The sequence below is a fragment of the Caulobacter segnis genome (assembly GCF_019931575.1).
GTDB classification, from domain to species: Bacteria; Pseudomonadota; Alphaproteobacteria; order Caulobacterales; family Caulobacteraceae; genus Caulobacter; species Caulobacter segnis_C.
Genome location: NZ_CP082923.1, coordinates 2,750,868 through 2,777,369 on the forward strand (window position 1 = coordinate 2,750,868; position 26,502 = coordinate 2,777,369).

A 26,502-nucleotide genomic window follows, 5' to 3' on the forward strand; every position below is an offset into this window, starting at 1 on the left:
GCAGGTCCGACAATTGGCAAATCTTGGGCCCTCAGCGCCAATCCAAGCGCTCGACGGTCCTCGCGACCGGTCAGGATTCGCCCGGATCGTAGGCGTCGCGGGGCCTGTATCGTTCAAGACGTGCAATCTTCCCGGGACTTCAAGGGAGGCCGACAACAACCCCATCGACACGCGTACGACACGGCGCCGTGTTCTAGTCGCCGACGCCGGCGCGGCGATCCCGACGGCCTCGCCGTCCGCTTCCCTGGCGCCGGCCCAACCCCGCGTCTTCCACCCAAGCCTAAGGATTCCATGACATGAGCAGCGGCTTCGTCACCACCCAGGACGGCGTGCAGATCTTCTACAAGGACTGGGGCCCCAAGGACGCCCAGCCGATCGTGTTCCACCACGGCTGGCCGCTGAGCGCCGACGACTGGGACGCCCAGATGATGTTCTTCCGCCTGCAGGGCTTTCGCGTCATCGCCCATGACCGCCGCGGTCACGGCCGCTCGACCCAGACCGACACCGGCAACGAGATGGACACCTACGCCGCCGACGTCATCGCCCTGGCCGACCACCTGGACCTGAAGAACGCCTTCCACGTCGGCCACTCGACCGGCGGCGGCGAGGCGATCCACTACGCGGCGCGCGCCAAGCCCGGTCGCGTGGCCAAGGTCGTGCTGATCGGCGCGGTGCCGCCGATCATGGTCAAGTCCGACAAGAACCCCGGCGGCCTGCCGATCGAGGTCTTCGACGGCTTCCGCGCCTCGCTGGTCGCCAACCGCGCCCAGTTCTTCCACGACGTGGCCGCCGGTCCGTTCTACGGCTTCAACCGTCCCGGCGCGAAGGTCAGCCCCGCCGTCGTCGAGAACTGGTGGCGCCAGGGCATGCAGGGCGGGGCCAAGGCCCACTACGACTGCATCAAGGCTTTCTCCGAGACCGACTTCACCGACGACCTGAAGACCGTCGATGTCCCGGTCTTCCTCATGCACGGCGAGGACGACCAGATCGTCCCGATCGCCGACAGCGCCCTGATCGGCATCAAGCTGCTGAAGAAGGGGACGCTGAAGACCTATCCGGGCCTGCCCCACGGCATGGCCACAACCCACGCCGACATCATCAACGCCGACCTCCTGGCCTTCTTCAAGGCTTAGGCCAAGAGACCGTCCTGGAGCGCGCCGCTCGGCGCGCTCCGTTCGGCTTCAATTCATGCCAAAAATAGAAACTATGGGTTTCAACTATTTCCATTTCTGATCCGATTGATCGAGGTCAAAGTCACTTCATCGGAACAGACGCGGCGGCCGAAACGGTTCGCCAAAGCCCCAAGAGATGGACCCAGTCATGACCCTGCAAGCCAAGGCCACCCCCGGCGCGCGCCTCCTGACGCCGACCGACCACACCCTGATCATGATCGACTTCCAGTCGCAGATGGCCTTCGCGACCAAGTCTATCGACGCCAGCCTGCTGCGCACGAACGCCGCCCTGGTCGCCAACGCCGCCGCCGGTTTCGGCGTCTCGACCATCCTGACCACGGTCGCCGAGAAGAGCTTCTCGGGTCCGATGTTCTCGGAAGTCACCGAGCCCTTCCCGGGCAAGGTCCTGCTGGACCGCACCTCGATGAACACCTGGGAGGACGAGGCGGTCATCGCCGAGGTCAACGCCATCGGCAAGCCGCGTATCGTGCTGGCGGGCCTGTGGACCAGCGTCTGCATCGTCGGCCCGGCGCTGTCGGCCCTGGACCAGGGCTTCGAGGTCTTCGTGATCACCGACGCCAGCGGCGACATCTCCACCGAGGCGCACGAGCGCGCGGTGACCCGCATGGTCCAAGCCGGCGCCCAGCCGATCACCGCCCTGCAATACCTGCTGGAGCTGCAGCGCGACTGGGCCCGGGGCGAGACCTACGACATGACCACCGGCGTGGCCCGCAAGTTCGGCGGCGCCTACGGCCTGGGCATCACCTACGCCAAGACCATGTTCGGCGCGTCCGAAGGCCACGCCTCGGCCTGACGCCCGTCCGGGGCGGAGCCAGTCCCCCAAGGCTCCGCCCTCCCCCTCCCACCTGGAGCGCGTCATGAAACCCTATCTGCTCTCGCTGGGCGCCGGCCTCCTGGTCGGGATCATCTATTCGCTGCTGGGCGTGCGATCGCCCGCCCCGCCGGCCATCGCCCTGCTGGGCCTGCTCGGCATGCTCCTGGGCGAGCAGATGGTCCCGGTCGCCAAGCGGCTGATGACCAAGGCGCCGGTCGTAGCCTATCTCAAGACGCCCGACTGCGCCGGCCAGGTGCTGGGACCGCAAGCCGTCGCCGGCGACGGTCCCGACCCAAAGGGGGATCAGGCATGACCCGCGATCCTCGCCCCCTCGACCGTCGACAAGCCGTCGCCCTCGGCGCGGCCTTCCTGTCCAGTTCCGCTTTCGTCCAGCCCCGGAGGCCCGGCCCCATGACTGACCTGCTCCTCGTCAACGGCAAGTTCACGACCCTCGACCGCTCCAACCCGCGCGCCAACGCCGCGCTGGTCCGCGATGGCAAGTTCGCCGCTGTCGGCGAGGAGGGCGAGGTCCGCGCCGCCGCCGGCCCGAACCCGACGATCATCGACCTGAAGGGTCGCCGCGTAATTCCCGGCCTGATCGACAGCCACATGCACATCATCCGCGGCGGACTGAACTACAACATGGAGCTGCGCTGGGACGGTGTGCCGACCCTGGCCGACGCCATGGCCATGCTGAAGAAGCAGGCCGCCAACACCCCGCCGCCCCAATGGGTGCGCGTCGTGGGCGGCTTCACCGAGCATCAGTTCGTCGAGAAGCGCCTGCCGACCCTGGACGAAATCAACGCCGCCGCCCCCGAGACGCCGGTGTTCATCCTCCACCTTTACGACCGCGCCCTGCTGAACCGCGCCGCCCTGCGCGCCGTCGGCTACACCAAGGACACGCCCAACCCGCCAGGCGGCGAGATCCAGCGCGACGCCTCGGGCGAGCCCACGGGTCTGCTGCTGGCCCAGCCGAACGCCACGATCCTCTACGCCACCCTGGCCAAGGGACCGAAGCTGCCGCCCGAGTACCAGTTGAACTCCACCCGCCACTTCATGCGCGAGATGAACCGCCTGGGCGTGACCGGGGTGATCGACGCCGGCGGCGGCTTCCAGAACTATCCCGACGACTACGAGATCATCGAGAAGCTGCACGCCGACGACCAGCTGACCCTGCGGATCAGCTACAACCTCTTCACCCAGAAGCCGAAGGCCGAGCTGTCGGACTTCCAGTCCTGGTCCAAGCAGGTCAAGCCGGGCCAGGGCGACGACAAGTATCGCCACAACGGCGCGGGCGAGATGCTTGTCTACAGCGCCGCCGACTTCGAGGACTTCCGCGTCGAGCGCCCCGAGATGCCGGCCAACATGGAAAGCGACCTCGAGCCGGTGATCCGCCACCTGGTCGAGAACCGCTGGCCCTGGCGGCTGCACGCCACCTATGACGAGACCATCACGCGGGCGCTGGACGTCTACGAGAAGGTGAACAAGGACATGCCGTTCGACGGCCTGCACTGGTTCTTCGACCACGCCGAGACGATCAGCGAGCGCAACATCGACCGCATCGCGGCCCTGGGCGGCGGCATCGCCGTGCAGCACCGGATGGCCTTCCAGGGCGAGTATTTCATGGAGCGCTACGGCGCGAAGGCCGCCGAGGCGACGCCCCCGATCGGCAAGATGCTGAAGGCCGGCATCCCGGTCGGCGCCGGCACCGACGCCACCCGCGTCGCCAGCTACAACCCGTGGGTCTCGCTGAACTGGCTGGTCACCGGCAAGACGGTGGGTGGCACGCGCCTCTATCCGCCGGCCAACCGCGTCGACCGCGAGGAGGCTCTGCGCCTCTGGACCACCGCCAACACCTGGTTCTCGAACGAGGAAGGCAAGAAGGGCCAGATCGCCGTCGGCCAGCTGGCGGACCTCGCCGTGCTGTCGGACGACTACATCACCGTGGCCGAGGACGAGATCCCGCACCTGTCGTCGGTGCTGACCATGCTGGGCGGCAAGGTGGTGCATGGCGAGGGCGACTTCGGCAAGCTGGCTCCGGTTCTTCCTCCGCCGATGCCCGACTGGTCGCCGGTGCGGACCTTCGGTGGTTATCAGGACCGCTCGCGCGGCCATGCCCGCGCCCTGGCCTCGGCCTGCGGCTGCGCCAGCAGCTGCAACGTCCACGGCCACGACCACGCGGCCGCCTACACGCGGGAAGCTCCAACGTCTGACGCACGCTCGTTCTGGGGCGCGATGGGCTGCGGCTGCTGGGCGGTGTGATCATGATCCGCTCGACACAGACCCCGCGCTTCGTCGAGACCCTTCTCGACTGGCGTCCCACCGCGCACGTCGCCCGGCTGGCCCTGGTTAGCGCCTATCTGCTGGGCGCGGTCGTCAAGGCCAGCGACTTTCCCGGCGCCGTCGCAGAGCAGGCGCACTTCGGCATGACCCCGCCAGCCTTCTGGGCCGCGCTGACCATCGCCGTCGAGATCATTGGCCCCATGCTGATCCTGACCCGCCGCTGGCTGTGGCTGGGCGCGGGCATGCTGGGCGTCTTCACCCTGCTGGCTGCCTTCAAGGCCAACGCCTTCTGGACGATGGCGGCGGGTCACGACCGCTTCATGGCCACGAACGCCTTCGTCGAGCACATCGGCCTGGTCGGTGGCTTCGTGCTGGTGGCGCTTCTCGACCGCCGGGAGCGCGCCGCATGACCGCCCATCAAACCCGCCTGGCCGGCGTGACCGGCATGGGCATGGCCTTCGTCGGCGGCTATGTCGACGTGATCGGCTTCGTGCTGCTGTTCGGCCTGTTCGTCGCCCACGCCACCGGCAATATCGTCATGCTGGGCGTCGGCCTGGCCGGCGACGCCGGCGGCTTGGCGACCAAGCTCCTGGCCCTGCCTGTGTTCATCGGCGCGGCCGCCGCGACCTACGCCCTGATCCGCTGGCGCAACGCCCGGGGACAGCCCTGCGAGGTGCTGGTCCTGGCGCTTCAGGCGGCCTTGCTGCTGGTCTTCATGCTGCTGACCGCCCGCGCCTTGCCCGCCGCCAGCGCCAACGAACCGGCGGTCATGCTGGCCGGCCTGGTCGGCGTGGTCGCCATGGCGGTGCAGAACGTCGGCGCCCGCGCCGTCTTCACCCACCTGGCGCCGACCACCATGATGACCGGCAACGTCACCCAGCTGGCGATCGACATCGTCGACCTGGTGATCGCCCGGGGCCGTCCGGACGACGCGCTGAAGGCGCGCATCCTCAAGACCTGGCCGCCCGTGCTCGCCTTCGCCCTCGGCGCGGTCGGCGGCGCGATCGGTGTGCTGGTCGCTGGCGCCTGGAGCCTCGCGCTGGGCGTCGTCGTGGTCGCCCTGCTGGCGGTCGCCCACGCCCTCCGCGGGGAACGGTCGTGAAGATCGCCTCTGCCGCCCTGCTGGCCGCCACGGTCGCCGCCGGCGTCGCCCACGCCGCCGAGCCCCCCGCCTTCAAGCCGGTGCGCTCGGATGAGGACTACGGCTACCTGAAGAATGTCCAGGACCGCGAGGGCCTTGATCCGCTGCGCTACATCCCGCTGGGCGGCGAAGCCTATCTCAGCCTGGGCGGCGAGGCGCGGCTGCGGGTCGACGCGATCGACTCCCCGCGCTTCGGCCTGGACGGCGAGCAGCCCGATACCTTCGCCCTGGGCCGCCTGCTGCTGAGCGGCGACCTGCACCTGACGCCGGCGCTGCGCGTCTATGGCGAACTGGGCCTGCATCGCGACATCGGCAAGCGCGACGCCCCCGCCGCCATCGACCGGGACGACGTCGACGCCCAGGTGTTGTTCGTCGACATCGCGCCCGCCGCCGGCTGGCGCGTGCGCCTGGGTCGCCAGGAGCTGCAGCTGAACTCGACGCAGCGCTTCATCGCCGTGCGGGAGTCGCCGAACATTCGCCAGAGCTTCGACGGCCTGCGCGTCACCCGCGCGATCGGCGCCCTGAAACTGGACGCCTTCTATCTGCAACCGGTCGCCCTCTCGCCCGGCGCCTTCGATGACACGCGCAGCCGCAGCCAACGGTTCTATGGCCTATACGCCTCGACCCGGCTGTCGCCCCGTCAGACGCTGGACGTCTATGCCCTGGGCCTGGAGCGCGATCGCGTGCGGTTCGGGACGGTCACGGGCGACGAGCGCCGCGCCAGCCTGGGCGCGCGCCTGGCCGGGACGGCCGGAGCCTTCGACTACGACACCGAAGGCATGGTCCAGGGCGGACGCTTCGCGGGCCGCAAGATCCGCGCCTTCGCCGCCTCGGCTAGCGGCGGCTACACGCTGGACCGGCCCTGGAAGCCGCGCCTAGGCCTGCGCCTCGACCTGGGCTCAGGCGACAAGGATCCGACCGACGGGACTCTGGGGACCTTCAACCCGCTGTTCCCCAAGGGGGCCTATTTCAATGAAACCACCCTGTTCAGCTGGGGCAACCTGGTCTCGGTCCGGCCCAGCCTGGGCGTGACACCGCGCAAGGGCGTCAGCCTGGAGGCCAGCTACACGACCCATCGCCGCTGGACCGGCGCGGACGCCATCTACATCCAGCCCCTGGCCCCGCTGGCGCCGGCCGGAAGCGACCGCGCCAAGGCGGTCGGCGGCGCCGCCCAGCTGGACGGAACCTGGCAGGTCAACCGCAACCTGAAGCTCCAGGCCCAACTGGTCCATCAGGAGGCGGGCCCGGCGATCCGCGCCCTTGGCGGCAAGCCGGTGAACCTGGCGGTGCTGTTCACCCAGGTCCGCTTCTAAGCGGCTACTTCGCGAACAGGCCAGGCTTGGCGCGCGGATAGCTGCGGGCAGAGAGCGCCGGAACCTTGTAGTCGACCTGGAAGTGACAGGCCTCGCCATAGGTCTTCACCGCTTCGGCGCAGCCGGTGGCCAGGCTGGCCGGCGACGGCTTGGTCCCCTGCTCGATCCAGGCCGTCATGGCGCGCAGCAGGGCCGCGTATTCGGGCGTGGCCAGCTTGGAGTGCTCGTGCTCGTCGGTGAAGGACTGGACCAGCAGGTCGCCCTTCCCCGCCTTGGCGACGGTGTCGTGCAGCACCTGCTCCAGCTCGACGAAGGCCGTGGGGTCGTCGATGGCGTGCAGGGTCAGGGTCGGGACCAGCAACCGGCCGGTCAGGTCGCTGTCATCCGCCAGGCGGCGCACGCCCTCCGGATCGGCGGCGAAGCGGACGACGCCCTTGTTCAGCGCCTTGTCGTTGTCCGAACCCTTGTAGACCACGCCGACGTTCGTGAACGGGTTCTTCCCGCCCAGCCGCTTGTTGACCATGTCGGCGAAGGTGAAGGTCGCCCAGGACAGGTGGCTGTCCAGCGTCCGCTCGGGGATCCTGGTCACGGCGAGAATGTTGATGAGGTTGCGCTGCTGCTGGGCCGTTCGCTCGCTCGCGGGCCGGTTCACGCCCGTGCAGGCGTCGAGGCGCTCGTCCAGTTGCCTGTTGGTCAGCTTGGAGCCCACCGGTTGGCCCTGCCACAGGGGATACTGGACCTCGTCCTTGGCCGGGTGATTACCGCAGTAGAACTGGTAAACGGCCCGCAGATCGGCGCGAAAATCGTAGGCCCGCGTGCCGCCCGAGACCACGCCGCTGGTCAGGATGACACCGTCGTAGTTGAGCTTGCCCTCAGCGTCCTTGCCGTAGAGCTCGGCGGTCTTGGCCGCGACATTGCCGCCCCACGACTGGCCGTGCAGCACGGTGCGCTTGGGCCGACCGAAGGTGTCCCAGAAGATCTTGCGCAGGTTGTCGCTGTCCTCAGCCGCCGAGCGGACGCCGTAGCCCTCGCGGCGATAGTTCGAGCCCGCCCAGGCGTAGCCCTCGGCGACGGTGATGGCGAAGCGCTGCAGGTCCTCGACCGCGTCGTCGGGCTTGGGCGTCTTCAGACGCGGGCCGCCGTGGATGTGCAGGACCAGGGTTCCGTTCCAGGCCTTGGGAATGGCGATCCAATAATAGGCGCCGTTCTGGTCCTGGCCCGCCAGGCACTTGGTCTCGGCGGGCAGGCCCTCGGGACAAGCCTTCTCGGCGGGCGCTTCCGCGCGGGCGGCGGTCGCGGCGAGCATCAGGCCCAGAGCCAGGGCGGCGGCGGACAGCTTCTTCACCTGAAAGGACCTCTTCACGCGAAACTAAAGAAAGGGCCGGCCGCTCGGGGAGGAGGAGCGGCCGGCCGGAACGAGCATCAGAACGACTTGCTGACGCTCATGTACCAGTAGCGGGCATAGGGATTGTAGATCGACCCGATGTAGCCCGACGACGACAGCGGCGGATCCTTGTCGAAGATGTTCCGCGCGCCCACCCGGATGCGAGTGTCGTTGGCCAGGCCCTTCTGCTCGAAACGATATTGGGCGTAGAGGTTGACCGTGGTCTGCGGCTTCACGCGCCAGGGCTCGCCCGTGGTCGACAGGAGATCCATGTCCAGCATCGAGCCCGTGTAGATCACCGAGGCGCCGATCTGGACCGGACCGCCGCGCCAGGTGCCCGTGCCGGTCCACTTCCACTTCGGCTTGCCGTTCTTCTTCAGCAGGTCGCCGACGTCGGTCAGCGGCGTGGCCGGGTTGATCGTGCCGGCGGCGCGGGCGGCGAACAGCTCGGCGACCGGCGGGGCCAGTTGCTGCGAGAACTTGTCCATGAAGGTGCCGTCGACATCGACGCTGAAGCGGCCGGCGCTCTCGGTGCGCAGGCTCCAGTTCAGGCCGAAGTCGATGCCGCTGACCGTCTGGGGCTGCAGGTTCTTGAACTGGTCGCGGATCTCCAGGATCTGGCCGACCGGGGTCAGGCCCGTGCCCTGGAAGAAGGCGATGTCGTCCACCGTCGGGGCGGCGCGAATGACGTTGGCGTTGCTGGAGCCGCCGACACGGGCCAGGTAGTCCTGGATCGCGATATTGGCCGAGCCCAGCGTGCCGACGATGCCGTCCTGCTTGATCTGCCAGCGGTCGACCGTGACCGTGAAGCGGCCGAACTGGTCCGGGATGAAGGTCGGCTGCAGCACGACGCCCACCGAATAGTTCTCGCTCTCCTCGGCCTTCAGGTTCGGATTGCCGGCGGTGGTGAAGCGGATGCCGACGCCGCGTGAACAGGCGGTGAAGGTCGAGATGCGGCCGGCGCGCAGGTCGGCCTCGCAGCGGTAGTAGTCGGTGACGGTGTTGGTCCGCGAGTAGCTGAAGGGGTTGGTGGTCTCCAGGTTCGGAGCGCGGAAGCCCTGCTGCCAGGAACCGCGGAAGCGGACGCCGTCGATGACGTCCCAGGCGAAGGCGATCTTGGGCTTCGCGACTGAACCGAAGTCGCTGTAGTTCTCGTAGCGGCCGGCCAGCTGGAGATCGATGCGGCGGACCAGCGGGATGTTCATGTCCGGCGAGACCAGCGGCACGGCGAACTCGAGGAACGCTGAGCCAACGTCGCGCGAGCCCTTGGTGCTGGGCGTGTCGTTAACGCCCGTGACGTTGCTGTTGCTGGTGTTGCCGGTCACCGGATCGGTGAATGGCGTGCGGCCGTCCAGCTGCGGGTCGCGGCGGTCGGCTTGCGTCTCGTGGCGGAACTCGACGCCGGCGGCGATGCCGACCTCCCCCGACCAGATGGTCAGCAGGTCCGGCTTGGAGACCTTGAAATCGGCCAGGGTCAGGGTGGTCGTGGAATGACGCTTCAGGCGGAAGCGGATCGCGTCCAGCGCCGCCTGCGAGCTGGGCGTGCAATCACGGCCGCCCGTGCCGTCCAGGCAGCCGCCGTTGAACGGGTTGTAGGCGTCGGGGGTCGACAGGGCCAGCTGAGCGGCCAGCTTCTTGCTGTCGATGCCGTCGCTCTCGTCCTTGGCGTCGGCCTTCGAATAGAGCAGCGCCGAGTCCCAGGACCAGCCCCACTTCTCGCCCTTCAGCCCGCCCAGGAAGCGGGTCTGGTAGTTCTCGACCTCGACCTTGTTGGGGCCCAGGTCGTTGAAGCGATAGTTGGTGAAGGTCACCGGCAGGCCGCTGGCGGGCACGTTGGTCAGGTTCGGCAGGCGGTTCGGATTGACCTGGCCGTTGGCGAAGACCACCGGGCCGAAGGGGTTCCAGTAGTTGCTGGCCGGCACGCCGATCACCACCAGGCTGGTGCCCTGGGTCGTCAGCCCCTCGGACGTGGCGTGATAGAAGCCGACCTCGCCATAGGCCGTCAGGGTGTCGCTGATGTCGTAGTGGCCGTTCAGGAAGACGTTCTGGCGCTCGATCTCCGGCGTGATGGTCGTCGCGTCGTTCTGGACGGCGTTGTAGCGGTAGGCGTTGGCGGTGCTGCCGGTGGCCAGGTTGCCGGTTCCCAAGCACAGGCCGTTGCCGATCTGGGTGGCGCAGCCGGCGATGGTGTTGGGCTGGACGTGGGTCGCGCCGGCCGCCGTGGTCAGGGCCGTCGCGCCCTGGCGGATCACGCCGGGGCCGCCGAACACCGTGAAGTTGGCGAACGAGTTCTGGTTGCCGCGGTTGTCCGGCGCGCTGCTGGCCGCGTACTCGGGATAGGCGGCGAACAGCGAACGCAGGTCCTGGGTGGCGGTGTAGGGCCGGTCGCTGGGACGCTGGGCCGTGCGCCAGGTGAAGTTGCCGTTCAGCGAGATGTTCCCCCGGCCGTCGGCGAAGTCGCGGCCCGCGAAGATGTTGCTGGTGTATTCCTTGCGGTGCGTACCTTCGGCCCAGCCGTACTGGGCGTCCATGGTCAGGCCGTCGAAATCGCTCTTCAGCACGGTGTTGACCACGCCGGCCACCGCGTCCGAGCCGTAGATGGCCGCCGCGCCGTCGCGCAGCACTTCCAGGCGGTCCAGGTTCGAGGTCGGGATGGCGTTGGCGTTGAAGCCCAGCAGCGGCACGGTGCCCGACGACTGGCTGGTCGGGTGCGAGACCAGGCGGCGGCCGTTCAGCAGCACCAGGGTGTTGCCGACGCCCAAGCTGCGCAGGTTGATCGAATTGACGTCGCCGCGCGTCGAGTTGCTGGTCTGCGGGTTGTTGCTGGGGTTGATGAACACGTCGCCCATCTGCGGGATCGAGCGGAACAGGTCATCGCCCGAGACCGCGCCCGTGGCGGCGATCTGGCTCTCGCCCAGCACCGTGACCGGCAGGGCCGCCGTGGTCTTGGCGCCCTTGATCTGGCTGCCGACGACGACGATTTCCTCGACCTTGGTGGTCTCGGCGGCCTCCTGGGCCTCGGCCGCGCCGGCGGCCAGCAGGACGGCCAGGGCCGCGCCTCGGGCGAGATGGCGGCGATAGCCGCGATTTGGTTGGTTGATCACTTCAGTTGCTCCCCAATGTCTTCTTGTTCTGGTGGTCCGGGCGCCCTTATGGGCGCGCCGGATCCGGTATCGGGCCGCCGGCGGCCGGCGGGTGTTTCTTCGGGTCGAGGGCCGACCTCAGGGCCGCGACGTCCAGGCCGCGCTCCCAGCGCGAGACGACGATCGCCGCCACCGCGTTGCCGGTGAAATTGGTCAGGGCCCGGCACTCGCTCATGAAGCGGTCGACGCCCAGGATCAGGGCCATGCCGGCCACCGGGACCGAGGGCACCACCGACAGGGTGGCGGCCAGGGTGATGAAGCCCGCGCCGGTGACGCCCGCTGCGCCCTTGGAGCTCAGCATGGCCACGCCCAGCAGCAGCGCCTGCTCTTCCCACGAGAGATGCACGCCGGTGGCCTGGGCGATGAACAGCGCCGCCAGGGTCATGTAGATGTTGGTGCCGTCCAGATTGAACGAGTAGCCCAGCGGGACGACCAGGCCGACGACCGACTTCGGACAGCCGGCCTTCTCCAGCTTCTCGATCAGACTGGGCAGCGCGGCTTCCGACGAACTGGTGCCTAGCACCAGCAGCAGCTCGGCCTTCAGGTAGCGGATCAGGCTGAAGATCGAGAAGCCGTTGGCGATCCCGACCGCGCCCAGCACCACGACCACGAACAGGATCGAGGTCAGGTAGAAGGTGCCGACCAGCATGGCCAGGTTGGCGACCGATGCGATGCCGTACTTGCCGATCGTGAAGGCGAAGGCCCCGAAGGCTCCGATCGGCGCGGCCTTCATGACGATGTGCACAAACTTGAAGAAGGCCTGGGCCACCAGCTCCAGGAAGTCGACCACCGGGCGGGCCGGCTCGCCGACCAGGGTCAGCGACAGGCCGAACAGGATCGAGATCAGCAGCACCTGCAGGATCTCGCCGTCGGCGAAGGCGCTGACCACGGTGTCCGGGATGATGTGCATCAGGAAGCCGACGATGGACTGGTCGTGGGCCTTGGCGGCGTACTGGGCGACCTTGTCGGTCTTCAGCGTGGCCGGATCGATGTTCATGCCCGCGCCCGGCTGGACGACGTTGGCGACGATCAGACCGACGATCAGGGCCAGGGTCGAGAAGATCAGGAAATAGACCAGCGCCTTGATCGCCACGCGGCCGACCTTCTCCAGGTCGCGCATGCCGGCGATGCCGGTCACCACGGTCAGGAAGATGACCGGGGCGATGACCATCTTCACCAGCTTGATGAAGGCGTCGCCCAGCGGCTTCAGGGACTGGCCGACCTCGGGCTGGTAGTGGCCGATCGCGCCGCCCAGGACGATGGCGACCAGGACCTGGAAATAGAGGTGCCGGTAGAAGGGCTTGGCCCGCGCCGGAACGGCCGGTTGGATCGTCTGCACTGGCGCCTCTTGGCTTGGCCCGAAGGCCGCGTTTCCATCCCGCGCCCCTTTGCCGGGACGCTTGGATAGACGATCCTAGGCGGAAGGAAGCCGCGCAAGCGGCCTCGAAAAAAGCCGCTCACCCTTGATTTATATGGACTTTCATACGCATCCGCCGTTCTGGTCGGTCGCGCTATCGGCGAAAAACCTCACGCCGCCGACGCGGTTTGTGCGAAAATCCGCACAAACCAGGGAAGCGTTTCCATGAGCCGGCCATTCCCGCCGAATCTGGCCGACCCGATCGTCCGGCGCTGGGCGGTGTTCGTCGTGGCCTGCGCGGTCCTGCTGGCGGGGGTGGTCGGCTTCGCCGGCGCCCTGGCCGAGCGGCGCGCGACGGCCGATCTCGCCCGCCAGGCCCAGGCCTCGGCGACCCTGCACGCGGCGGTGCTGCGCAGCGAACTGGCCAAGCATCGCTCCCTGCCTTTCGTCCTGGCCCAGGATCCGGACGTCGCCGAGGTGCTGCGTTCGGGGGACCCGCGCGGCCTCGACGCCATGAACCGCAAGCTGGAGGTGTTGAGCGGCGGCACCAGTGCGGCGGTGATCTATGTGCTGAACGCCCGGGGCATGACCATCGCGGCCAGCAACTGGCGCCTGCCCACCACCTTCGTCGGCTCGGACTACAGCTTCCGCCCCTATTACAAGGACGCCCGGGCCAACGGCGTGGCCGAGCTGTTCGCCCTGGGCACGGTCAGCCGCCGGCCTGGTCTCTTCATGTCGCGCCGCGTCGACGGTCCCGAGGGCGTGCTGGGCGTGGTCGTCGTGAAGGTCGAGTTCGAGGCGCTGGAGGCCGAATGGTCCGCCGCCGAGCCGGCCTTCGCCGCCGATCCCCGGGGCGTGATCCTCGTCACCTCGATCCCGGCGTGGCGGTTCTCGACGCTCGCGCCCCTGCCCGGCGCCGAGCAGGCGCGGCTGCGGGCCGAGCACCGCTTCGGCGATGCGCCGTTCGCGGTGCTGAAGATCACCCCGCCGCCCCAGGCCGGACGGCCGCCGGTCCTGACCAGCCTCTCGGCGCCAGGCCAGGACGAGACGCGCTACATGGCCGCCAGCGCCGATCTCGGCGCGGTCGGGTGGACGGTCTACACCCTGACCCCGGTCGGCGCGGTGCTGCGCGCGACGGTGGCCGGCGCGCGGGCGATCGCCCTGCTGGCGGGCCTGGTGGCCTGCGCCCTGGCCGCCGCGGTGCTACGCTGGCGCGGCCAGGCCAGCGTCCGCGCCGCGCGCCAAGAGGCCGCCCGACTGGAGCTGGAGGCGCGGGTCGAGGAGCGCACCGCCGAACTGCGCGAGACCAACCAACGCCTGACCGTGGAAATGGACGAGCGCCGCCGGGCCGAGGCCCATGTCCACCTGATGCAGGACGAGTTGGCCCAGTCCAACAAGCTGGCCACCCTGGGCCAGATCGCCGCCGGCGTGGCGCACGAGATCAACCAGCCGGTAGCGGCCATCCGCGCCTATGCCGACAACGCCGCCGTCTTCCTGGAACGCGCCGACGACAAGACGGCCAAGGCCAATCTCGGCCTGATCGCGGGCCTGACCGACCGCATCGGCCTGATCACCGACGAACTGCGCGCCTTCGCCCGCAAGTCCAGCGCCCCGCCCGCTCCGGTGGCGGTGCGCGAGGCGGTCGACGGCGCCCTGCTGCTGGTCGGTCCGCGCCTGCGTCAGCAGGGCGTGCGCGTCGTCCGAGACGAGGCCGACGAGGCCGCCCGGGTGATGGCCGAGCGCTTCCGCCTGGAGCAGGTGCTGGTCAACCTGCTCCAGAACGCCATCGAGGCGCTGGAGGATCGGCCCGATCCGGAGATCCGCGTCCAGGTCTCGGTCAAGCGCTCGCAGGTCCGGATCCTGGTCGCCGACAACGGTCCCGGCGTCGCGCCCGAGGCCGCCAAGACCCTGTTCACCCCGTTCGCGACCGCCAAGGCCCGAGGACTGGGCCTTGGCCTGGTGATCAGCCGCGACATCGTCGCCGAGTTCGGCGGCGAGCTTTCCCTGGAAGCCGCGCCCGGCGGGGCCCGCTTCGTCCTGTCCTTGCCCAAGGCGCGTTCGTAATGCCCGTCACCGTCAATCAGGTCGCCTTCATCGACGACGACGACATCCTGCGCGACGCCAATGTCCAGACCCTGCAGTTGGCCGGCTTCGACGTCCTGGCCTTCGGCTCGGCCGAAACCGCCGTGGCCGCCCTGCCCGATGGCTTCTCCGGCGTGGTGGTCAGCGACATCCGCATGCCGCGCATGGACGGCCGCCAGCTGTTCCGACGCCTGAAGGAGCAGGATCCAGACCTGCCGGTGATCCTGATCACCGGCCACGCCGACGTCGCCGAGGCGGTCGAGGCCATGCACGACGGCGTCTATGACTTCGTCGCCAAGCCCTACGCACCCGAGCGGCTGGTCAGCAGCATCCGGCGGGCGATCGAGAAGCGGCGGCTGGTGCTGGAGAACCGCGAGTTGCGGACCCTCGCGGCCCAGGCCCAGAGCGACTGGCCCCTGATCGGCCAGACACCGGTGATGGAACGCCTGCGCGCCACCCTGCGTCAGCTGGCCTCTGCCGATGTCGACGTGCTGCTGGAGGGCGAGACCGGGGTCGGCAAGGAGCTGGCCGCCCGCGCCCTGCACGCCTGGGGCCGACGCCGCGACCGCGAGTTCGTCGCCGTCGACTGCGCCGCCCTCCCCGCCGGCGCGCTGGACAGCGAGCTGTTCGGCCACGAGCTGGGGGCCTTTAGCGGCGCGGTGCGCCAGCGGATGGGCCGTATCCAGCAGGCCGACCGCGGCACCCTGTTCCTCGACGAGATCGAGACCTTGGCGCCCGAGGCGCAAGGCAAGTTCCTGCGGGTGCTGGAAGAGCGCGAGGTCACGCCCCTGGGCGCCAACCGCGCCCAGACCCTGGACCTGCGCGTCGTCGCGGCGGCCAAGGGCGACCTCTCCGACGCCGTGGCGGCCGGGACCTTCCGCGAGGACCTGTTCCACCGCCTGGACGTGGTGCGCATCCGCATCCCGCCGCTGCGCGAGCGCCGCGAGGACGTGCCGCTGCTGTTCGCCCATTTCCTGGCGCGCGCCTGCGAGCGGCTGGACGGTCCGCCGCCCGTGGTCGACGACCAGGTGCGCTGGCGGCTGCACAATCACGACTGGCCCGGCAATGTCCGCGAGCTGGGCCACTACGCTCAGCGCGTCGCCCTGGGCCTGGCCGACCAGGCTGTCGCTAACGCGGGCGAGCCGCCGCCCCTGCCGGAACGGGTGGCGACCTACGAAGCCCATGTCATCGAGGAGGCGTTGGCCGCCTGCGGCGGCGACGTCCGCACGGCGCTGGAGATCCTGCGCATTCCGCGCAAGACCTTCTACGACAAGGTCGAGCGTCATGGGATCGACCTGGCCCGCTACCGCCGGCGGAGCTGATCGGCGTCAGCGCGTCCGGGCCATCAGCGCGCCCAGGTCGTCCAGCTCGCCTAACCGCGCGATTTCGGACATCAGGGCGCTCGCGCGCGCCGCGCCCAGCCTCGGCTCGACCAGATTCAGAAACTTGGTCCGCAGCGTCTCCGTCAGGACCGTCAGATCGCCGGCGGGCTCCGAGACATCGTGGCTTGCGACCAGCAGGCGGCCGTCGACAGTCTCGACCCTGACCTCGGTGACGTCCTCGGGCCAGCCGGGCGGCGCCAGCTCGACGGTGGTGATCGCCCGGATGGCTTCCAGCTCGGGCTGCAGCACGACCGCGTCGTCGTAGGCGGCGATATCGGAGCTGTCGACGCCGTGTAGCGCCAGGGCGGCGTTGAAGCGCAGGCTGAACTTCGCCTCCAGGCCCGACCGGGGTTCGGCGATGTTGCACATGGCGTCGGCCCCGGCGTCGACCTTCAGGCGGATCGTACGGACGGCCTCTGGGGTTAGACCCTGGCGGCGCAGGGCGCCGACTGCCTCCAATGTCCCGTGCGTGCCGAAGCAGGCCGCGTGGTGCTTGAAGAGGTTCTTGTCCAGGGCGTAGCCGTCCCAGCGCAGTCCCTCTGGCCGCAGGCCGTCGCTCTGGGTGGCCGCGAAACCACGCGGATGCTCCAGGATGTCGGGCCGAGCGCTCAGGCCCGCCCGCGCCCACAGCGCCGCCATCACGCCCGCCTCCGCCGCGCGGCCAGCGTGCAGCGGCTTGGTCATGGTGCCGAACTGAGCCTTCAACCCCGCGGCCTGCGATCCGGCCAGGCCGTAGGCGCGCGCGGTCGCTTCCTCGTCCAGGCCCAGCAGATGGGCGCAAGCCGCCGCCGCGCCGAACGCGCCGATCGTGCCGGTGGCGTGGAAGCCTCGGGCGTAATGGCTAGCGCTGATCATGGTCCCGATCATGCCGGCGGCTTCATAGCCCACGACGAAGGCCTCGATGACCGCGCGCCCCGACAGGCGCTCGGCCTCGGCCAGGGCCAGCAGGCCGGGCAGGATCACCGCCGTCGGATGGACGTGCATCGCCAGGTTGACGTCGTCATAGTCCAGCGCATGCCCGGCCACGCCGTTGACCAGGGCCGCCTGACGGGCGCTGAAGGCCCTGCCCGCCCCCACGACCGAGGCGACAGGCGCCGCACCCTCGGCTATCGCCACCGTGCGCGTCAGCCGCGTCGCCGGCTCGTCGGCCCCGCCGATCGCCAGGCCGAACCAATCCAGCACGCACAGCCCGGCCATCTCCAGGGTCTCGGCCGGGATGTCGGCCGCCGCCGCGCGGCTCTGGCGGATGATCGCCGCCGTCAGGCCAGGCGCGCTCACCCGGGAAACACCGCCGGCGCGGGCCAGGTCGTCGTGGCGACCAGGGCGTCGAACTCGTCGGGCCAGCGCGCGCGCCACTTGGCCTTCTGGTCGTCGTCGGCCCAGGCGCCGTCGACGCCATTCAGCATCATCTGGCGCAGATCAGCCATGTCGTAGCCCAGGTGGCTGTGCATCAGCTCCCACGCGCCGCCCGGCGTGACATTGTGCAGGGTCGGGTCGTCGGTGTTGGGGTGCAGCTTCAGGCCCAGGCGCGACATCGCGCGGATCGGGTGATCGACGGCCCACCGCTCGGGCTCCAGCGTGCGCAGGTAGTACGAATTGGTCGGCACGATCGTGAACAACAGCCCCCGCTCGGCGTAGCGCCGGGCCAGGTCCGGATTGTCGACGATGGTGTAGCCGTGATCGACACGGTCGACCTTCAAGAGGTCGACGGCGGTCTGGACATTGGTCCACGGCATTCCGAACTCGCCGGCGTGGGCGGTGGCCTTCAGGCCGTTGCGGCGCGCCAGGGCGTAGGCCTCGTGGAAGAGCTCGGGCGGGCGGTCGTTCTCGCGATAGTCGATGCCAATCCCCGGCACGGCCGGATCGCGGCACTCCAGCATCAGCTCGACCATCTCCAGCGCGCTGGAAGCCTCGGCCTCGCGGTCGATGCTGGGGATCAGGAGGCCACTGACGCCGAAATCGGCTCGCGCCGCGCGGATACCGGCCAGGATGCCCGCCTGCGCCTCGCGATAGGCTAGGCCCGTGTCACGGACGGTGGCGGTCGGGTTCCAGAAGAACTCGGCGTGACGCACGCCCTCGCCCGCCGCGTCCTGCAAGTACTCGTAGGCGATCCGGCGGAAGTCGTCGGCCTCGAGCAGCAGATACCGCTCCAGCGCCCGCAGCACGCGCAGCACGCCGATCGGCTTGGAGCCACGCTCGTAGAAGGCGGCGATCTCGGCCTCGGTGATCGGCGCGCCCCGCCGCCACACCATCTCGGTGAAGGTCTCGCGCCGCACCGAGCCCAGCAGGTGGCAGTGCAGCTCGACCTTGGGGATCGCGCGGAACACGGCGCGCTGGGCGTCGGTCGTCTGGCGTCCCAGCGTGGTCGCAGGGACGGCTCCGATGGATTTGGCGATGTCGGTCATCAGTGGGTGGCGGCCGTGTAGAAGTAGTAGCCGAGCGGAACGGCGAGGATGAACAGCCCGACCGGGATCTCGCGCGCCTTGCCGGCCAGCACCTGGACGATGACATGGACCAGCAGGCCGCCGGCGATGCCGGTGCCAAAGCTGTTGGAAATCAGGGTCAGCAGCACCATGGCGATGGCCGGGAAGAGATCGGTCACGGCCTCGCTGCGCAGGTGGCGGATGGTGCCCAGCATCGAGACGCCGATCAGGATCAGCGCCGGCGCCGTGGCCTGTTTCGGAATGGCCATGGCCAGCGGCAGCAGGCACAGCGCGCCCAGGAACAGCACCGCGGCGGTGACCGGCGTCAGGCCGGTGCGTCCCCCCGCCTCGACCCCGGCGGCGGACTCGACCAGGGCGGTGCCGGCCGGGATGCCGATCAACGGCCCCAAGGCGGCGGCGAAGGAGTCGACCAGGAACGGCCGCTCGATGCCCGGCAGGTTGCCCTCGGCGTCCGTCAGGCCCGCCTTGGCCCCGATGGCCAGGGTGGTGCCCAGGGTCGAGAAGAACTCGCCGGCGAAGAAAGCGAAGACATAGGGCAGCGCCGCCAGGCTGAACGCGCCCGCGAAATCGACCTGCAGGGCCACCGGCGTCAGGCCGTGCGGCAGCGACACAGCGCTGGCCGGGAACTTGGTCAGGCCCAGCGGAACGCCCGCGATGGCGGCGGCGGCGATGCCAGCCAGCACCGCGCCGGGGATCCTGCGCGCCTGCAAGGCCAGGGCGACGGCCAGGCCGATCAGGGCCACCACGGGTCCGGGCTGGGAGAAGTCGCCCAGCTTCAGGGCCATGGTCTTGACGTTGACCGCCACCATGCCGGCGTCGCGGCAGCCCAGCATGGCGATGAACAGGCCGATCGAGGCGCCCAGGCCCAGCTTGATCTGCGGCGGGATCATCTTGACGACCAGCTCGCGCGCGCCGGTCAGGGTCAGGACCATGAACAGCAGGCCAGAGGTCATGGCGATGGCCAGGCCGGTGGCGAACGGCACATGCTCGTTGTGCGCCAGGGTCACGCCCAGGATCACCGAGCCGCCGATGCCGGGCCCGACGATGAACGGCAGGTTGGCGTAGATGCCCATGGCGATGCTGCCCAGGGCCATGACCAGGATCGCGGCCGTGGTCGCCGCCCCCCGGTCCATGCCGCCGGTCGACAGCAGCGACGGGATGACCACGATCAGATAGGCGGCCGCCAGGAAGCTGGTCAGGCCCGCCATCATTTCGCGCCCAGCTGTGGTCTCGCGCGCGCTCAGGGCGAAGCGACGGTCGAGAAAGGCGTGGACGCGGCTCATTTGGAGGCCTGCGCGACGAAGGTCTCGACGAAGCGCGGCACGTCGATCGCTCGTACGATGTGGACTTCACGTTCGCCGGCGTTGGGGGCCATGTCGGTCTTCCAGACGACGGGCTGGCCGTACGACGGCCCGGCGAAGGTGTCGACATCCATGCGCGCCACCAGTTCCTCGGTGACCAGCGAGCGGTCGATGGCCACGGCCACGGTGATCTCGTCCCACAGCGGCTGGCCGATGCGGGCGTAGGTCTTGACGTAGGTGGCCACCGGCGTCCCGGCCGCGCCAATGCGGTCGACCACCTCTTGCGTCGCCTTGGCGGCGGCGGTGACGTTGCCCATCACGGTGATCTTCCTCCACGGCGCGGTCAGCACGATGTGGGCCGCCTCGGGGTCGAAGATGAAGTTGAAGTCGGTGGCGTAGTCGGTGTTGCCGGTCACCCGCGCCACGGCGGTGTCCAGCTTGCCCGGCTCGATGACGATCTCCTTGGCCAGGGCCGCAATGTCGGGTGCGATACGCAGGGCCAGGGCGATGTTGGTCAGGGGTCCGGCGCTGACGATCGTCACTTCGCCGGGATGGGCGCGGACGTTGCGGATCAGGGCGTGGACGGCGTCCTCGTCGGACGCCTTGATCTTCGGCTCGCCCTCCGGCATCGGCGGGATCAGGTCGGGGTCCTGCGGGTGATAGGTGCGGCCGGGACGCGGCGTGCTCCAGGCGCCCTTGAACGGCACCTTGCCATAGCGCGCCTCCCAGTTGGCCATCTCGGCCTGGGTGCGGATCAGCGGCATCTGCGCGCCCAGGTGCACCGGCGCCTCGGGATGCTTGGCGATCTCAAGGAAGCGCAGGGCGTGGGCGGCCTCTTCCTTCAGCCAGGCGTCGCCGGTGACGACGCCGATCCCCAAGAGCTTGACCCGCTCGTCGCGCAGCAGCGGGATCAGCGACTGGATGTTGCTCTGGCCGGGGCCGAGGAAATCGTTGTCGAAGAAGATCGCGACCTTGTCCTTGGGAAGGGGCGAAGCGGCCTGAGAAGAGGTTTGGGCGGAAGCGCCGCCCGCGAGCGACAGGCTCGCGAGCAGCGCCGCCAGGCCAAGGGCTGCTGGACGCAAACAAGGGGTGAAGCGGCTAGGCAGCATGAGAGGGTCCTTGGCCTGGACGCGGGAGGAAATACGCCCCTCCCTCGTCTGGATCAGAAACGGGTCGATCAGAAGCGCGCGGTGGCGCCGACGAACATGTAGCGACCCAGCGAGTCGTACATCCCCGCGAAGAAGGCGCCGTTCGACGTCTGGCCGCCCGTGCTGGCGGTCAGCGGCGGATCCTTGTCGAGGGCGTTGTTGACGCCGACGCGCAGGGTGACCTTCTCGGTGACGTTCGCCGAAGCCGCGAAGTCGACATAGCTGACGCTGGGCATCTTCAGGTCGTAGGGCTGATAGGTCCCGGTCAGATAGATCGAGCTGCTGGACTTGTCGTTCTTCGTGCCGCCGATGTAGCGCCAAGTGGCCGACAGGTTGACGCCGCCGCGCGAGGTCCAGTCGGCGACCAGACGGTGACGCCATTCGGGGATCGGCTGGCCGCAGGTGACGCCGAAATGGCCGTCGCAGCTGTACGGGGCCAGGCCCGGCAGGATCTGGACCTCGTACTTGTCGGTCTTGGTGCCCGCGAAGTTCAGGCCGACGCGGCCCATGTCCTTGCCGAACAGGTCCGGCAGGCCGTGCGAATAGCTGACCGCGACATCCAGGCCCTTGGTCTTCAGGTAGCCGGCGTTGACGCTGGTGGTGATCACGTAACCGCTGGTCACCAGTGAGCCGGTGGCCGCGTTGCGCTTGATCAGGTCGCAGGCGATGCCGGCGTTGAGGCACTGGTTCAGCTCGATGCTGGCCGGCACGGTGGTGATCAGCTTCTTCACGTCGATGTCAAAGTAGTCGATCGAGATGCTGAGGCCTTGCACGAAGCGCGGCGTGAACTGGACGCCGAACGACTTGGTGTTCGAGGTCTCGGGATCCAGGTTCGGGTTGCCGCCGACCATGGCGCCGGACTGCTGGCCGGCCGCCGGGGCGATCGAGCCGTACTGGGTGGCCGTCACACCCGACAGCGCGCACTGGGCGGCGGTCGCCTTCGGCGTCGTCCCTTCGCAGGGGTCGCTGATCGCGGCGGTCACGACCCGCTGGGGACCGAACAGCTCGACGAGGTTGGGGGCGCGCACCGCGCGCTGGTAGCTGGCGCGCAGGCGGATGTCGCTGATCGGCGTCCATTCGCCGCCGCCCTTGTAGGCCCAGGTGTCGCCAGCGGTGCTGTAGTCGGAGTAGCGGAAGCCGCCCTCGGCCGACAGGCTCTTGAATAGCGGCTTGTTCTCGACCAGGGGGACCCGGATCTCGCCGTAGACTTCCTTGACGTCGAACGAGCCGGCGATCGGGAATTCGCCGCCCGAATTCCCCGCCACGTCGCGGCTGCTGTAGTAGCTGTCAGGCTGGAAGCTGATCTTTTCCTTGCGGTACTCCGCGCCGATGGCCACGCCGATCGGATACGAGGCCAGCGGGCTGGTCAGGCCCAGGTCGCCGGTCAGGGCGCCGCTAAGGATGCTCTCCTCGGTATAGCCCTTCCGGTAGACGACGTTCTGCACGTAGTTCAGCGCCGCCGAGGTGATGCCGTCGGCCTGGAACAGGTTGATCGGCACGCACGACGGGTCGGTCCCGTTGACGACCGACTCGCAGACGATCTTGCCGCTGCTGTCGGTCACCGCGCGCAGGGCCTTGGCGAACTTGGCCAGCGAGTAATCGCCGGTCAGACGCGAGCTGTAATCGGTGCGGCCGTACTGGGCGTAGACGTCGTAGCGCCAGTGCGAGGTCAGGTCCCCGCGCAGTCCGGCCACGCCGCGATACGAGGTGTGGTCGCTATAGTCATGGCGCGAACCGCCCAGGGCGTTGCGTTGCGAGACGATGACATTGGCGCTCTGCGCGTCGGTCAGGCCGACCGACGTACAGATCAGGTTCTTCTCCTGCGCCGACATCAGCGGGTTGTTGCAGTTGATCTTCTCGGAGACCGTGAACACGGCGGTCGGCGACAATTTGATGTCGGCCTCGTCGTGCATGTACATCAGCTCGCCATAGGCCTCGACCTTGTCCGAGATCCGGTAGCGGCCGAAGAGGTCGGCGTTGTAGCGCTTGTCGGGCGACTGCAGGTCGTAGGTGTTGCCGTTGTTGAAGCCGTCCGTGCTGCGATAGGTGCGCAGCGTATTGCCTTCCAGGGCGTAGCTCCCCCGGGTCGCGCCCGTGGTCGGGTTGGTCAACTGGAACTGCACAGGATAGGTGGCGCTGGACAGCGAGCACGCATAGCCGGTGGCCGTGGCCGACAGGTTGCAGGTCGAGAAGTCGCGGTCCTTGGTGCCGACGCCGTCGATCTTCTTGTAGCTGAAGAAGCCGGTAACATTGCCGCGACCGTCTCCGAAGTTCTTGCCGGCGGTGATCGAATAGCTCTGCTGGCCGCCGTCCAGGCCGCGACCGACCGCCGGGGCCTGGCCCGCCGCCTTCGCCACCGAGGCGATGCTGTTGCGGTTCTCGTGCATGTAGAGGCCGCCCTGCACGTCCAGCTGCACGCCCTCGAAGTCGCGCTTGAGCATGAAGTTGACGACGCCGGCCAGGGCGTCCGAGCCATAGACGGCCGAGGCGCCGCCCGTGACCACGTCGATGCGCTGGATCAGGGCCGCCGGGATGTTGTTGATGTCGGCCGCCTGGGCCGCCGAGCGGGCCGGGTCGCCCTGCATCAGGCGACGGCCGTCGATCAGGACCAGGGTTCGCTGGTTGCCCAGGTTGCGCAGGTTGATGGTCGCCGTGCCGCTGGCGCCGACGGTGCCGCCGCGGTTGCCGCTGCCCTGGTCGGCGAAGGCCTGTGGCAGGGTGTTGATCAGGTCCTCGACCCGCACGACGCCGCGACGGGAGATTTCCTTGTCCCCGACCGTGCTGACCGGGCTGACGCTGGTGGCGTCGGGGCTCTTGATGCGCGAACCGGTGACGACGATCGCCTCGACCTGGTCCCCCGAGGCGTCCTGGGCGCTGGCGACGCCGCCGCAGGCCAGGGCCGCCAGGACGGCGGTGGAAGCGATGCCCAGCCACGACGCCTTGGTGCGATGGCGGACGAGAACAGGATCAGGCGCGAGACCAACTACGGACGACATCGAAGAACCCCCTTGGTTGTTGGCGCGCCTCGCCGACAGCCCTCCCGGCCTTTTCTCTTTATCGTTGTTCACCCCAATAAGTAGAGATGATCAAAATTCGCACTTCTTTGTGCGTAACTTCGACCTTCCCTGCCTTCTATTTATACTGCTGGGTGGAAGCGCGATGAAGGCACGCTAGCGAGCCCCATTAGAAAGGGAAATTCTTTGTAATTATCTCGCTATAGATCGCGCTTATAGCCGTTTCACGGGCGCGATCCAGGCCTTCTGGAACCTTGCCGTGCAAACCTTTTCGACCGCCGCCCTTCCCCGACCGACCGCCCGCACCCAGGCCATTTCGCTCCGCCAGCTGAGGTTCTTCACGGCCCTGGCGGAGTCGGCCAATTTCAGCCGCGCCGCCGAACGGATGACCGTGTCGCAGCCGGCGCTCAGCGCGGCGATCCGGCAGATCGAGGAGCATATGGGCCTGCGCCTGTTCGATCGCAGCACCCACCACGTCGCCCTGACCGAGGCCGGCGCGGCCTTCCTGCCGCACGCCCGCCGCCTGCTGACCACGGCCGAGAACGCCTTCGTCGACATGAGCGACGCGGCCACGCGCGGCAAGTCGGTGGTGCGGGTCGGCGTCATCCCCTCGGTGGTGCCCGCCGCGGCCGAGGCGATCGCGCGCCTGGGGCAGGCGCGACCCGACGTCTGCTTCCACCTGTGCGACGGCAAGAACGACAGCCTGATGGCCGACCTGCGGTCGGGACGGCTGGACATCGTCGTCGGCGTGCTGGGCCGCGTCGAGGACGACGTCGAGGCCAGCCTGATCACCGAGGACGAGATGATGCTGGCCGCCCCCGTCGGCCATCGCCTGGCCTCGCGCGCCGAACTGCCGTGGAGCGCGCTCGAGGACGACGAGATCGTCCATTTCACCGGCGGCAGCATCGGCGAGCTCAGCTCGGCGGCCATGCGCCAGAACAATCTCTCGCCGTCGCAGCGCTTTCGGGTCGACCAGGTCGGCTCGCTGTTCGGGCTGGTCGGGGCTGGCATGGCGCTGGGCGTCATTCCCCGCCTCTACGCGCGCGGCTACGAGACCGACAAGATCCGCCTGATCCCGCTGACCGCGCCTACCATCCGGCGCAAGCTGATGCTGTTCCAGCGCGCCAAGCTGCGCGAAGAGCACCCCACCGCCTCGGGCCTGGTGTCGGCGCTGGCGCCGGCCCTGGCCGGCATCTTGTCGCCCAGCGCTTAGCTCAGGTCAGCGCCGAATAGATCAGGGTCTTCAGCTCGCGGCGGATCGGATAGGTCCACGAAGGGCTCATCTGGGTCATGAACACGACGTGCAGCTTCTCGACCGGGTCGATGAAGAACGAGGTCGAGAACATTCCGCCCCAATAGTACTCGCCCACCGAGCCGGGGATCATCGCCCGGGCGGGATCCTGGGTCACCGCGAAGCCCAGGCCGAAGCCGGTCCCGCCGTTCTGGGTCTCGCTGAACAGCGACCGCGACAGGCTGGACAGGTCGCCCTTGCCTGGCAGGTGGTTCAGGGTCATCAGCTCCAGCGTCTTGCGACCCAGCAAGCGCACGCCGTCCAGTTCGCCGCCATTGGCGCACATCTGGCAGAAGCGGTGATAGTCCAGCGCGGTCGACACCAGGCCGCCGCCGCCCGACAACAGCTTGGGCTGGCGCAGCCACGTACTCTCCTCGGCGCGGTCCAGCATGCCCAGCGGCTTGCGCGGCCCCGTCCACACCCGGCAGTCGGTCAGGCGATCGACCTTGTCGGCCGGCACGACGAAGCCCGTGTCATGCATCTTCAGCGGCGCGAAGATCTTCTCGGCGAAATAGCGGTCCAGCGGCATGCCCGACACCCGCTGGATCACCGCGCCCAGCACGTCGGTCGACACCGAGCAGTTCCACGCCTCACCCGGCGAGAACTCCAGCGGCAGCTTGCCCAGTTCGCCGACGAAGCCGTCCAGGTCGAGATTGTCGTGCCACTCCTCGATCTTGCCCTTGCGATAGGCGGCGTCGACATTGGTGCGGTTCTGGAAGCCGTAGGTCAGACCCGAGGTGTGGCGCAGCAGGTCCAGCATGCGCATCGGCTCGGACGTCGGCCTGGTCATGAACGGCGCGTCCCCGCCGCCGCCGGCATGGACGCCGATCCCCTTGAACTCGGGCAGGACCTGGGCGACGGGCGTGTCGACGGCGACCTTGCCCTGCTCGACCAGCATCATGAAGCCGACCGAGGTGACCGGCTTGGTCATGCTGGCGATGCGGAAGATCGAGCCCTCGTCGATCGGCTTGGCGGATCCGTCGCGCGCCGCGCCCTGGCTGCTGAAATGGACGATCTCGCCATGGCGGCTGATCAGCAACTGGGCGTGGGGCAGCGCGCCCGTGTCGAGGTAGCGTTCCTTCAGGAAGGCGTCGATAGTGTTGAGCCGCGCCGCGTCGAAGCCGTGCTTCTCGGGTGATCTGACCTGCATCGTTCCCTCCGTGGATGTGTCGAAGCCCCTAGCGCGGCCGGCCACCCTTCCTCCGACCCTAG

The 26,502-nt window shown here is 68.8% G+C and carries 19 protein-coding genes; 10 read left to right on the top strand and 9 right to left on the bottom strand.

Annotation, left to right across the window (positions count from 1 at the left end; translation table 11 throughout):
* Window positions 1–296: 296 nt before the first annotated feature.
* The 7 genes from K8940_RS12675 (at window position 297) to K8940_RS12705 (ending at window position 6,744) form a co-directional block, all read left to right on the top strand.
* The gene (locus K8940_RS12675; protein ID WP_223390320.1) at window positions 297–1,133 is read left to right on the top strand and encodes an alpha/beta fold hydrolase; all 837 of its coding nucleotides are present in this window, start codon (window positions 297–299) and stop codon (window positions 1,131–1,133) included.
* Between the two features lie 187 nt (window positions 1,134–1,320).
* The gene (locus tag K8940_RS12680) at window positions 1,321–1,986 is read left to right on the top strand and encodes an isochorismatase family protein (protein ID WP_223390321.1); all 666 of its coding nucleotides are present in this window, start codon (window positions 1,321–1,323) and stop codon (window positions 1,984–1,986) included.
* 64 nt (window positions 1,987–2,050) lie between these two features.
* Window positions 2,051–2,320, top strand: coding sequence for a DUF1427 family protein (locus tag K8940_RS12685; RefSeq protein ID WP_223390322.1), 270 nt, complete (start codon window positions 2,051–2,053; stop codon window positions 2,318–2,320).
* A 98-nt stretch (window positions 2,321–2,418) separates the two neighbouring features.
* Complete coding sequence (locus K8940_RS12690; protein WP_223390323.1) at window positions 2,419–4,269, top strand: amidohydrolase; 1,851 nt, start codon at window positions 2,419–2,421, stop codon at window positions 4,267–4,269.
* Window positions 4,270–4,271: 2 nt separating this feature from the next.
* Window positions 4,272–4,700: a DoxX family protein gene (locus tag K8940_RS12695; RefSeq protein ID WP_223390324.1), complete on the top strand. Its 429-nt coding sequence runs from the start codon at window positions 4,272–4,274 to the stop codon at window positions 4,698–4,700.
* On the top strand, window positions 4,697–5,392 hold the full coding sequence (locus K8940_RS12700; RefSeq protein ID WP_223390325.1) for a YoaK family protein: 696 nt from the start codon (window positions 4,697–4,699) through the stop codon (window positions 5,390–5,392). The genes K8940_RS12695 and K8940_RS12700 overlap by 4 nt, the downstream gene beginning before the upstream one ends.
* Window positions 5,389–6,744, top strand: coding sequence for an alginate export family protein (locus K8940_RS12705; RefSeq protein WP_223390326.1), 1,356 nt, complete (start codon window positions 5,389–5,391; stop codon window positions 6,742–6,744). Before K8940_RS12700 ends, K8940_RS12705 begins: the two co-directional genes overlap by 4 nt.
* A gap of 4 nt (window positions 6,745–6,748) precedes the next feature.
* Here K8940_RS12705 and K8940_RS12710 read toward each other — a convergent pair whose 3' ends face one another.
* From K8940_RS12710 to K8940_RS12720, 3 genes are all read right to left on the bottom strand, one after another.
* Window positions 6,749–8,089 (bottom strand): hypothetical protein, encoded by a 1,341-nt coding sequence (locus K8940_RS12710; RefSeq protein WP_223390327.1) that lies wholly within the window; start codon window positions 8,087–8,089, stop codon window positions 6,749–6,751.
* Between the two features lie 77 nt (window positions 8,090–8,166).
* Entirely contained in the window at window positions 8,167–11,232 is a 3,066-nt protein-coding gene (locus K8940_RS12715) for a TonB-dependent receptor domain-containing protein (protein WP_223390328.1), read from the bottom strand.
* Between the two features lie 46 nt (window positions 11,233–11,278).
* On the bottom strand, window positions 11,279–12,610 hold the full coding sequence (locus tag K8940_RS12720) for a dicarboxylate/amino acid:cation symporter (protein WP_223390329.1): 1,332 nt from the start codon (window positions 12,608–12,610) through the stop codon (window positions 11,279–11,281).
* Window positions 12,611–12,853: 243 nt separating this feature from the next.
* Between K8940_RS12720 and K8940_RS12725 the strand changes: the two genes are divergently transcribed.
* Both K8940_RS12725 and K8940_RS12730 read left to right on the top strand, forming a co-directional pair.
* Window positions 12,854–14,692 carry an ATP-binding protein gene (locus tag K8940_RS12725; RefSeq protein ID WP_223390330.1) on the top strand — a complete coding sequence of 613 codons (1,839 nt, stop codon included), beginning with the start codon at window positions 12,854–12,856 and terminating at the stop codon, window positions 14,690–14,692.
* Window positions 14,692–16,032 carry a sigma-54-dependent transcriptional regulator gene (locus K8940_RS12730; RefSeq protein ID WP_223390331.1) on the top strand — a complete coding sequence of 447 codons (1,341 nt, stop codon included), beginning with the start codon at window positions 14,692–14,694 and terminating at the stop codon, window positions 16,030–16,032. The genes K8940_RS12725 and K8940_RS12730 overlap by 1 nt, the downstream gene beginning before the upstream one ends.
* A gap of 6 nt (window positions 16,033–16,038) precedes the next feature.
* On the opposite strand, the gene K8940_RS12735 is transcribed toward K8940_RS12730, so the two are convergent.
* The 5 genes from K8940_RS12735 to K8940_RS12755 all read right to left on the bottom strand — a co-directional run bounded on the left by K8940_RS12735 (window position 16,039) and on the right by K8940_RS12755 (window position 23,981).
* Window positions 16,039–17,370, bottom strand: coding sequence for an MmgE/PrpD family protein (locus K8940_RS12735; protein ID WP_223390332.1), 1,332 nt, complete (start codon window positions 17,368–17,370; stop codon window positions 16,039–16,041).
* Window positions 17,367–18,497 (bottom strand): adenosine deaminase, encoded by a 1,131-nt coding sequence (add, locus tag K8940_RS12740; protein ID WP_223390333.1) that lies wholly within the window; start codon window positions 18,495–18,497, stop codon window positions 17,367–17,369. Before add ends, K8940_RS12735 begins: the two co-directional genes overlap by 4 nt.
* Window positions 18,497–19,819 carry an NCS2 family permease gene (locus K8940_RS12745; protein WP_223390334.1) on the bottom strand — a complete coding sequence of 441 codons (1,323 nt, stop codon included), beginning with the start codon at window positions 19,817–19,819 and terminating at the stop codon, window positions 18,497–18,499. Before K8940_RS12745 ends, add begins: the two co-directional genes overlap by 1 nt.
* Window positions 19,816–20,919 carry a nucleoside hydrolase gene (locus tag K8940_RS12750; RefSeq protein ID WP_223390335.1) on the bottom strand — a complete coding sequence of 368 codons (1,104 nt, stop codon included), beginning with the start codon at window positions 20,917–20,919 and terminating at the stop codon, window positions 19,816–19,818. The genes K8940_RS12745 and K8940_RS12750 overlap by 4 nt, the downstream gene beginning before the upstream one ends.
* 95 nt (window positions 20,920–21,014) lie before the next feature.
* Window positions 21,015–23,981 carry a TonB-dependent receptor domain-containing protein gene (locus K8940_RS12755; protein WP_223390336.1) on the bottom strand — a complete coding sequence of 989 codons (2,967 nt, stop codon included), beginning with the start codon at window positions 23,979–23,981 and terminating at the stop codon, window positions 21,015–21,017.
* A 277-nt stretch (window positions 23,982–24,258) separates the two neighbouring features.
* On the opposite strand from K8940_RS12755, the gene K8940_RS12760 reads away from it, so the two are divergent.
* A complete protein-coding gene (locus K8940_RS12760) occupies window positions 24,259–25,212 on the top strand; it encodes a LysR family transcriptional regulator (protein WP_223390337.1) in 954 nt (317 codons plus the stop codon).
* Between the two features lies 1 nt (window position 25,213).
* Here K8940_RS12760 and K8940_RS12765 read toward each other — a convergent pair whose 3' ends face one another.
* A complete protein-coding gene (locus tag K8940_RS12765; protein ID WP_223390338.1) occupies window positions 25,214–26,440 on the bottom strand; it encodes a serine hydrolase domain-containing protein in 1,227 nt (408 codons plus the stop codon).
* Window positions 26,441–26,502 lie beyond the last annotated feature (62 nt).

Excerpts from the sequence above, each read along its gene's own strand:
- K8940_RS12695 (WP_223390324.1), top strand. The coding sequence starts at position 4,272 with ATGATCCGCTCGACACAGACCCCGCGCTTCGTCGAGACCCTTCTCGAC.
- K8940_RS12700 (WP_223390325.1), top strand. The coding sequence starts at position 4,697 with ATGACCGCCCATCAAACCCGCCTGGCCGGCGTGACCGGCATGGGCATG.
- K8940_RS12725 (WP_223390330.1), top strand. The coding sequence starts at position 12,854 with ATGAGCCGGCCATTCCCGCCGAATCTGGCCGACCCGATCGTCCGGCGC.
- K8940_RS12690 (WP_223390323.1), top strand. The coding sequence starts at position 2,419 with ATGACTGACCTGCTCCTCGTCAACGGCAAGTTCACGACCCTCGACCGC.
- K8940_RS12745 (WP_223390334.1), bottom strand. The coding sequence starts at position 19,819 with ATGAGCCGCGTCCACGCCTTTCTCGACCGTCGCTTCGCCCTGAGCGCG.
- K8940_RS12685 (WP_223390322.1), top strand. The coding sequence starts at position 2,051 with ATGAAACCCTATCTGCTCTCGCTGGGCGCCGGCCTCCTGGTCGGGATC.
- K8940_RS12765 (WP_223390338.1), bottom strand. The coding sequence starts at position 26,440 with ATGCAGGTCAGATCACCCGAGAAGCACGGCTTCGACGCGGCGCGGCTC.
- K8940_RS12755 (WP_223390336.1), bottom strand. The coding sequence starts at position 23,981 with ATGTCGTCCGTAGTTGGTCTCGCGCCTGATCCTGTTCTCGTCCGCCAT.
- K8940_RS12675 (WP_223390320.1), top strand. The coding sequence starts at position 297 with ATGAGCAGCGGCTTCGTCACCACCCAGGACGGCGTGCAGATCTTCTAC.
- add (WP_223390333.1), bottom strand. The coding sequence starts at position 18,497 with ATGACCGACATCGCCAAATCCATCGGAGCCGTCCCTGCGACCACGCTG.
- K8940_RS12680 (WP_223390321.1), top strand. The coding sequence starts at position 1,321 with ATGACCCTGCAAGCCAAGGCCACCCCCGGCGCGCGCCTCCTGACGCCG.
- K8940_RS12730 (WP_223390331.1), top strand. The coding sequence starts at position 14,692 with ATGCCCGTCACCGTCAATCAGGTCGCCTTCATCGACGACGACGACATC.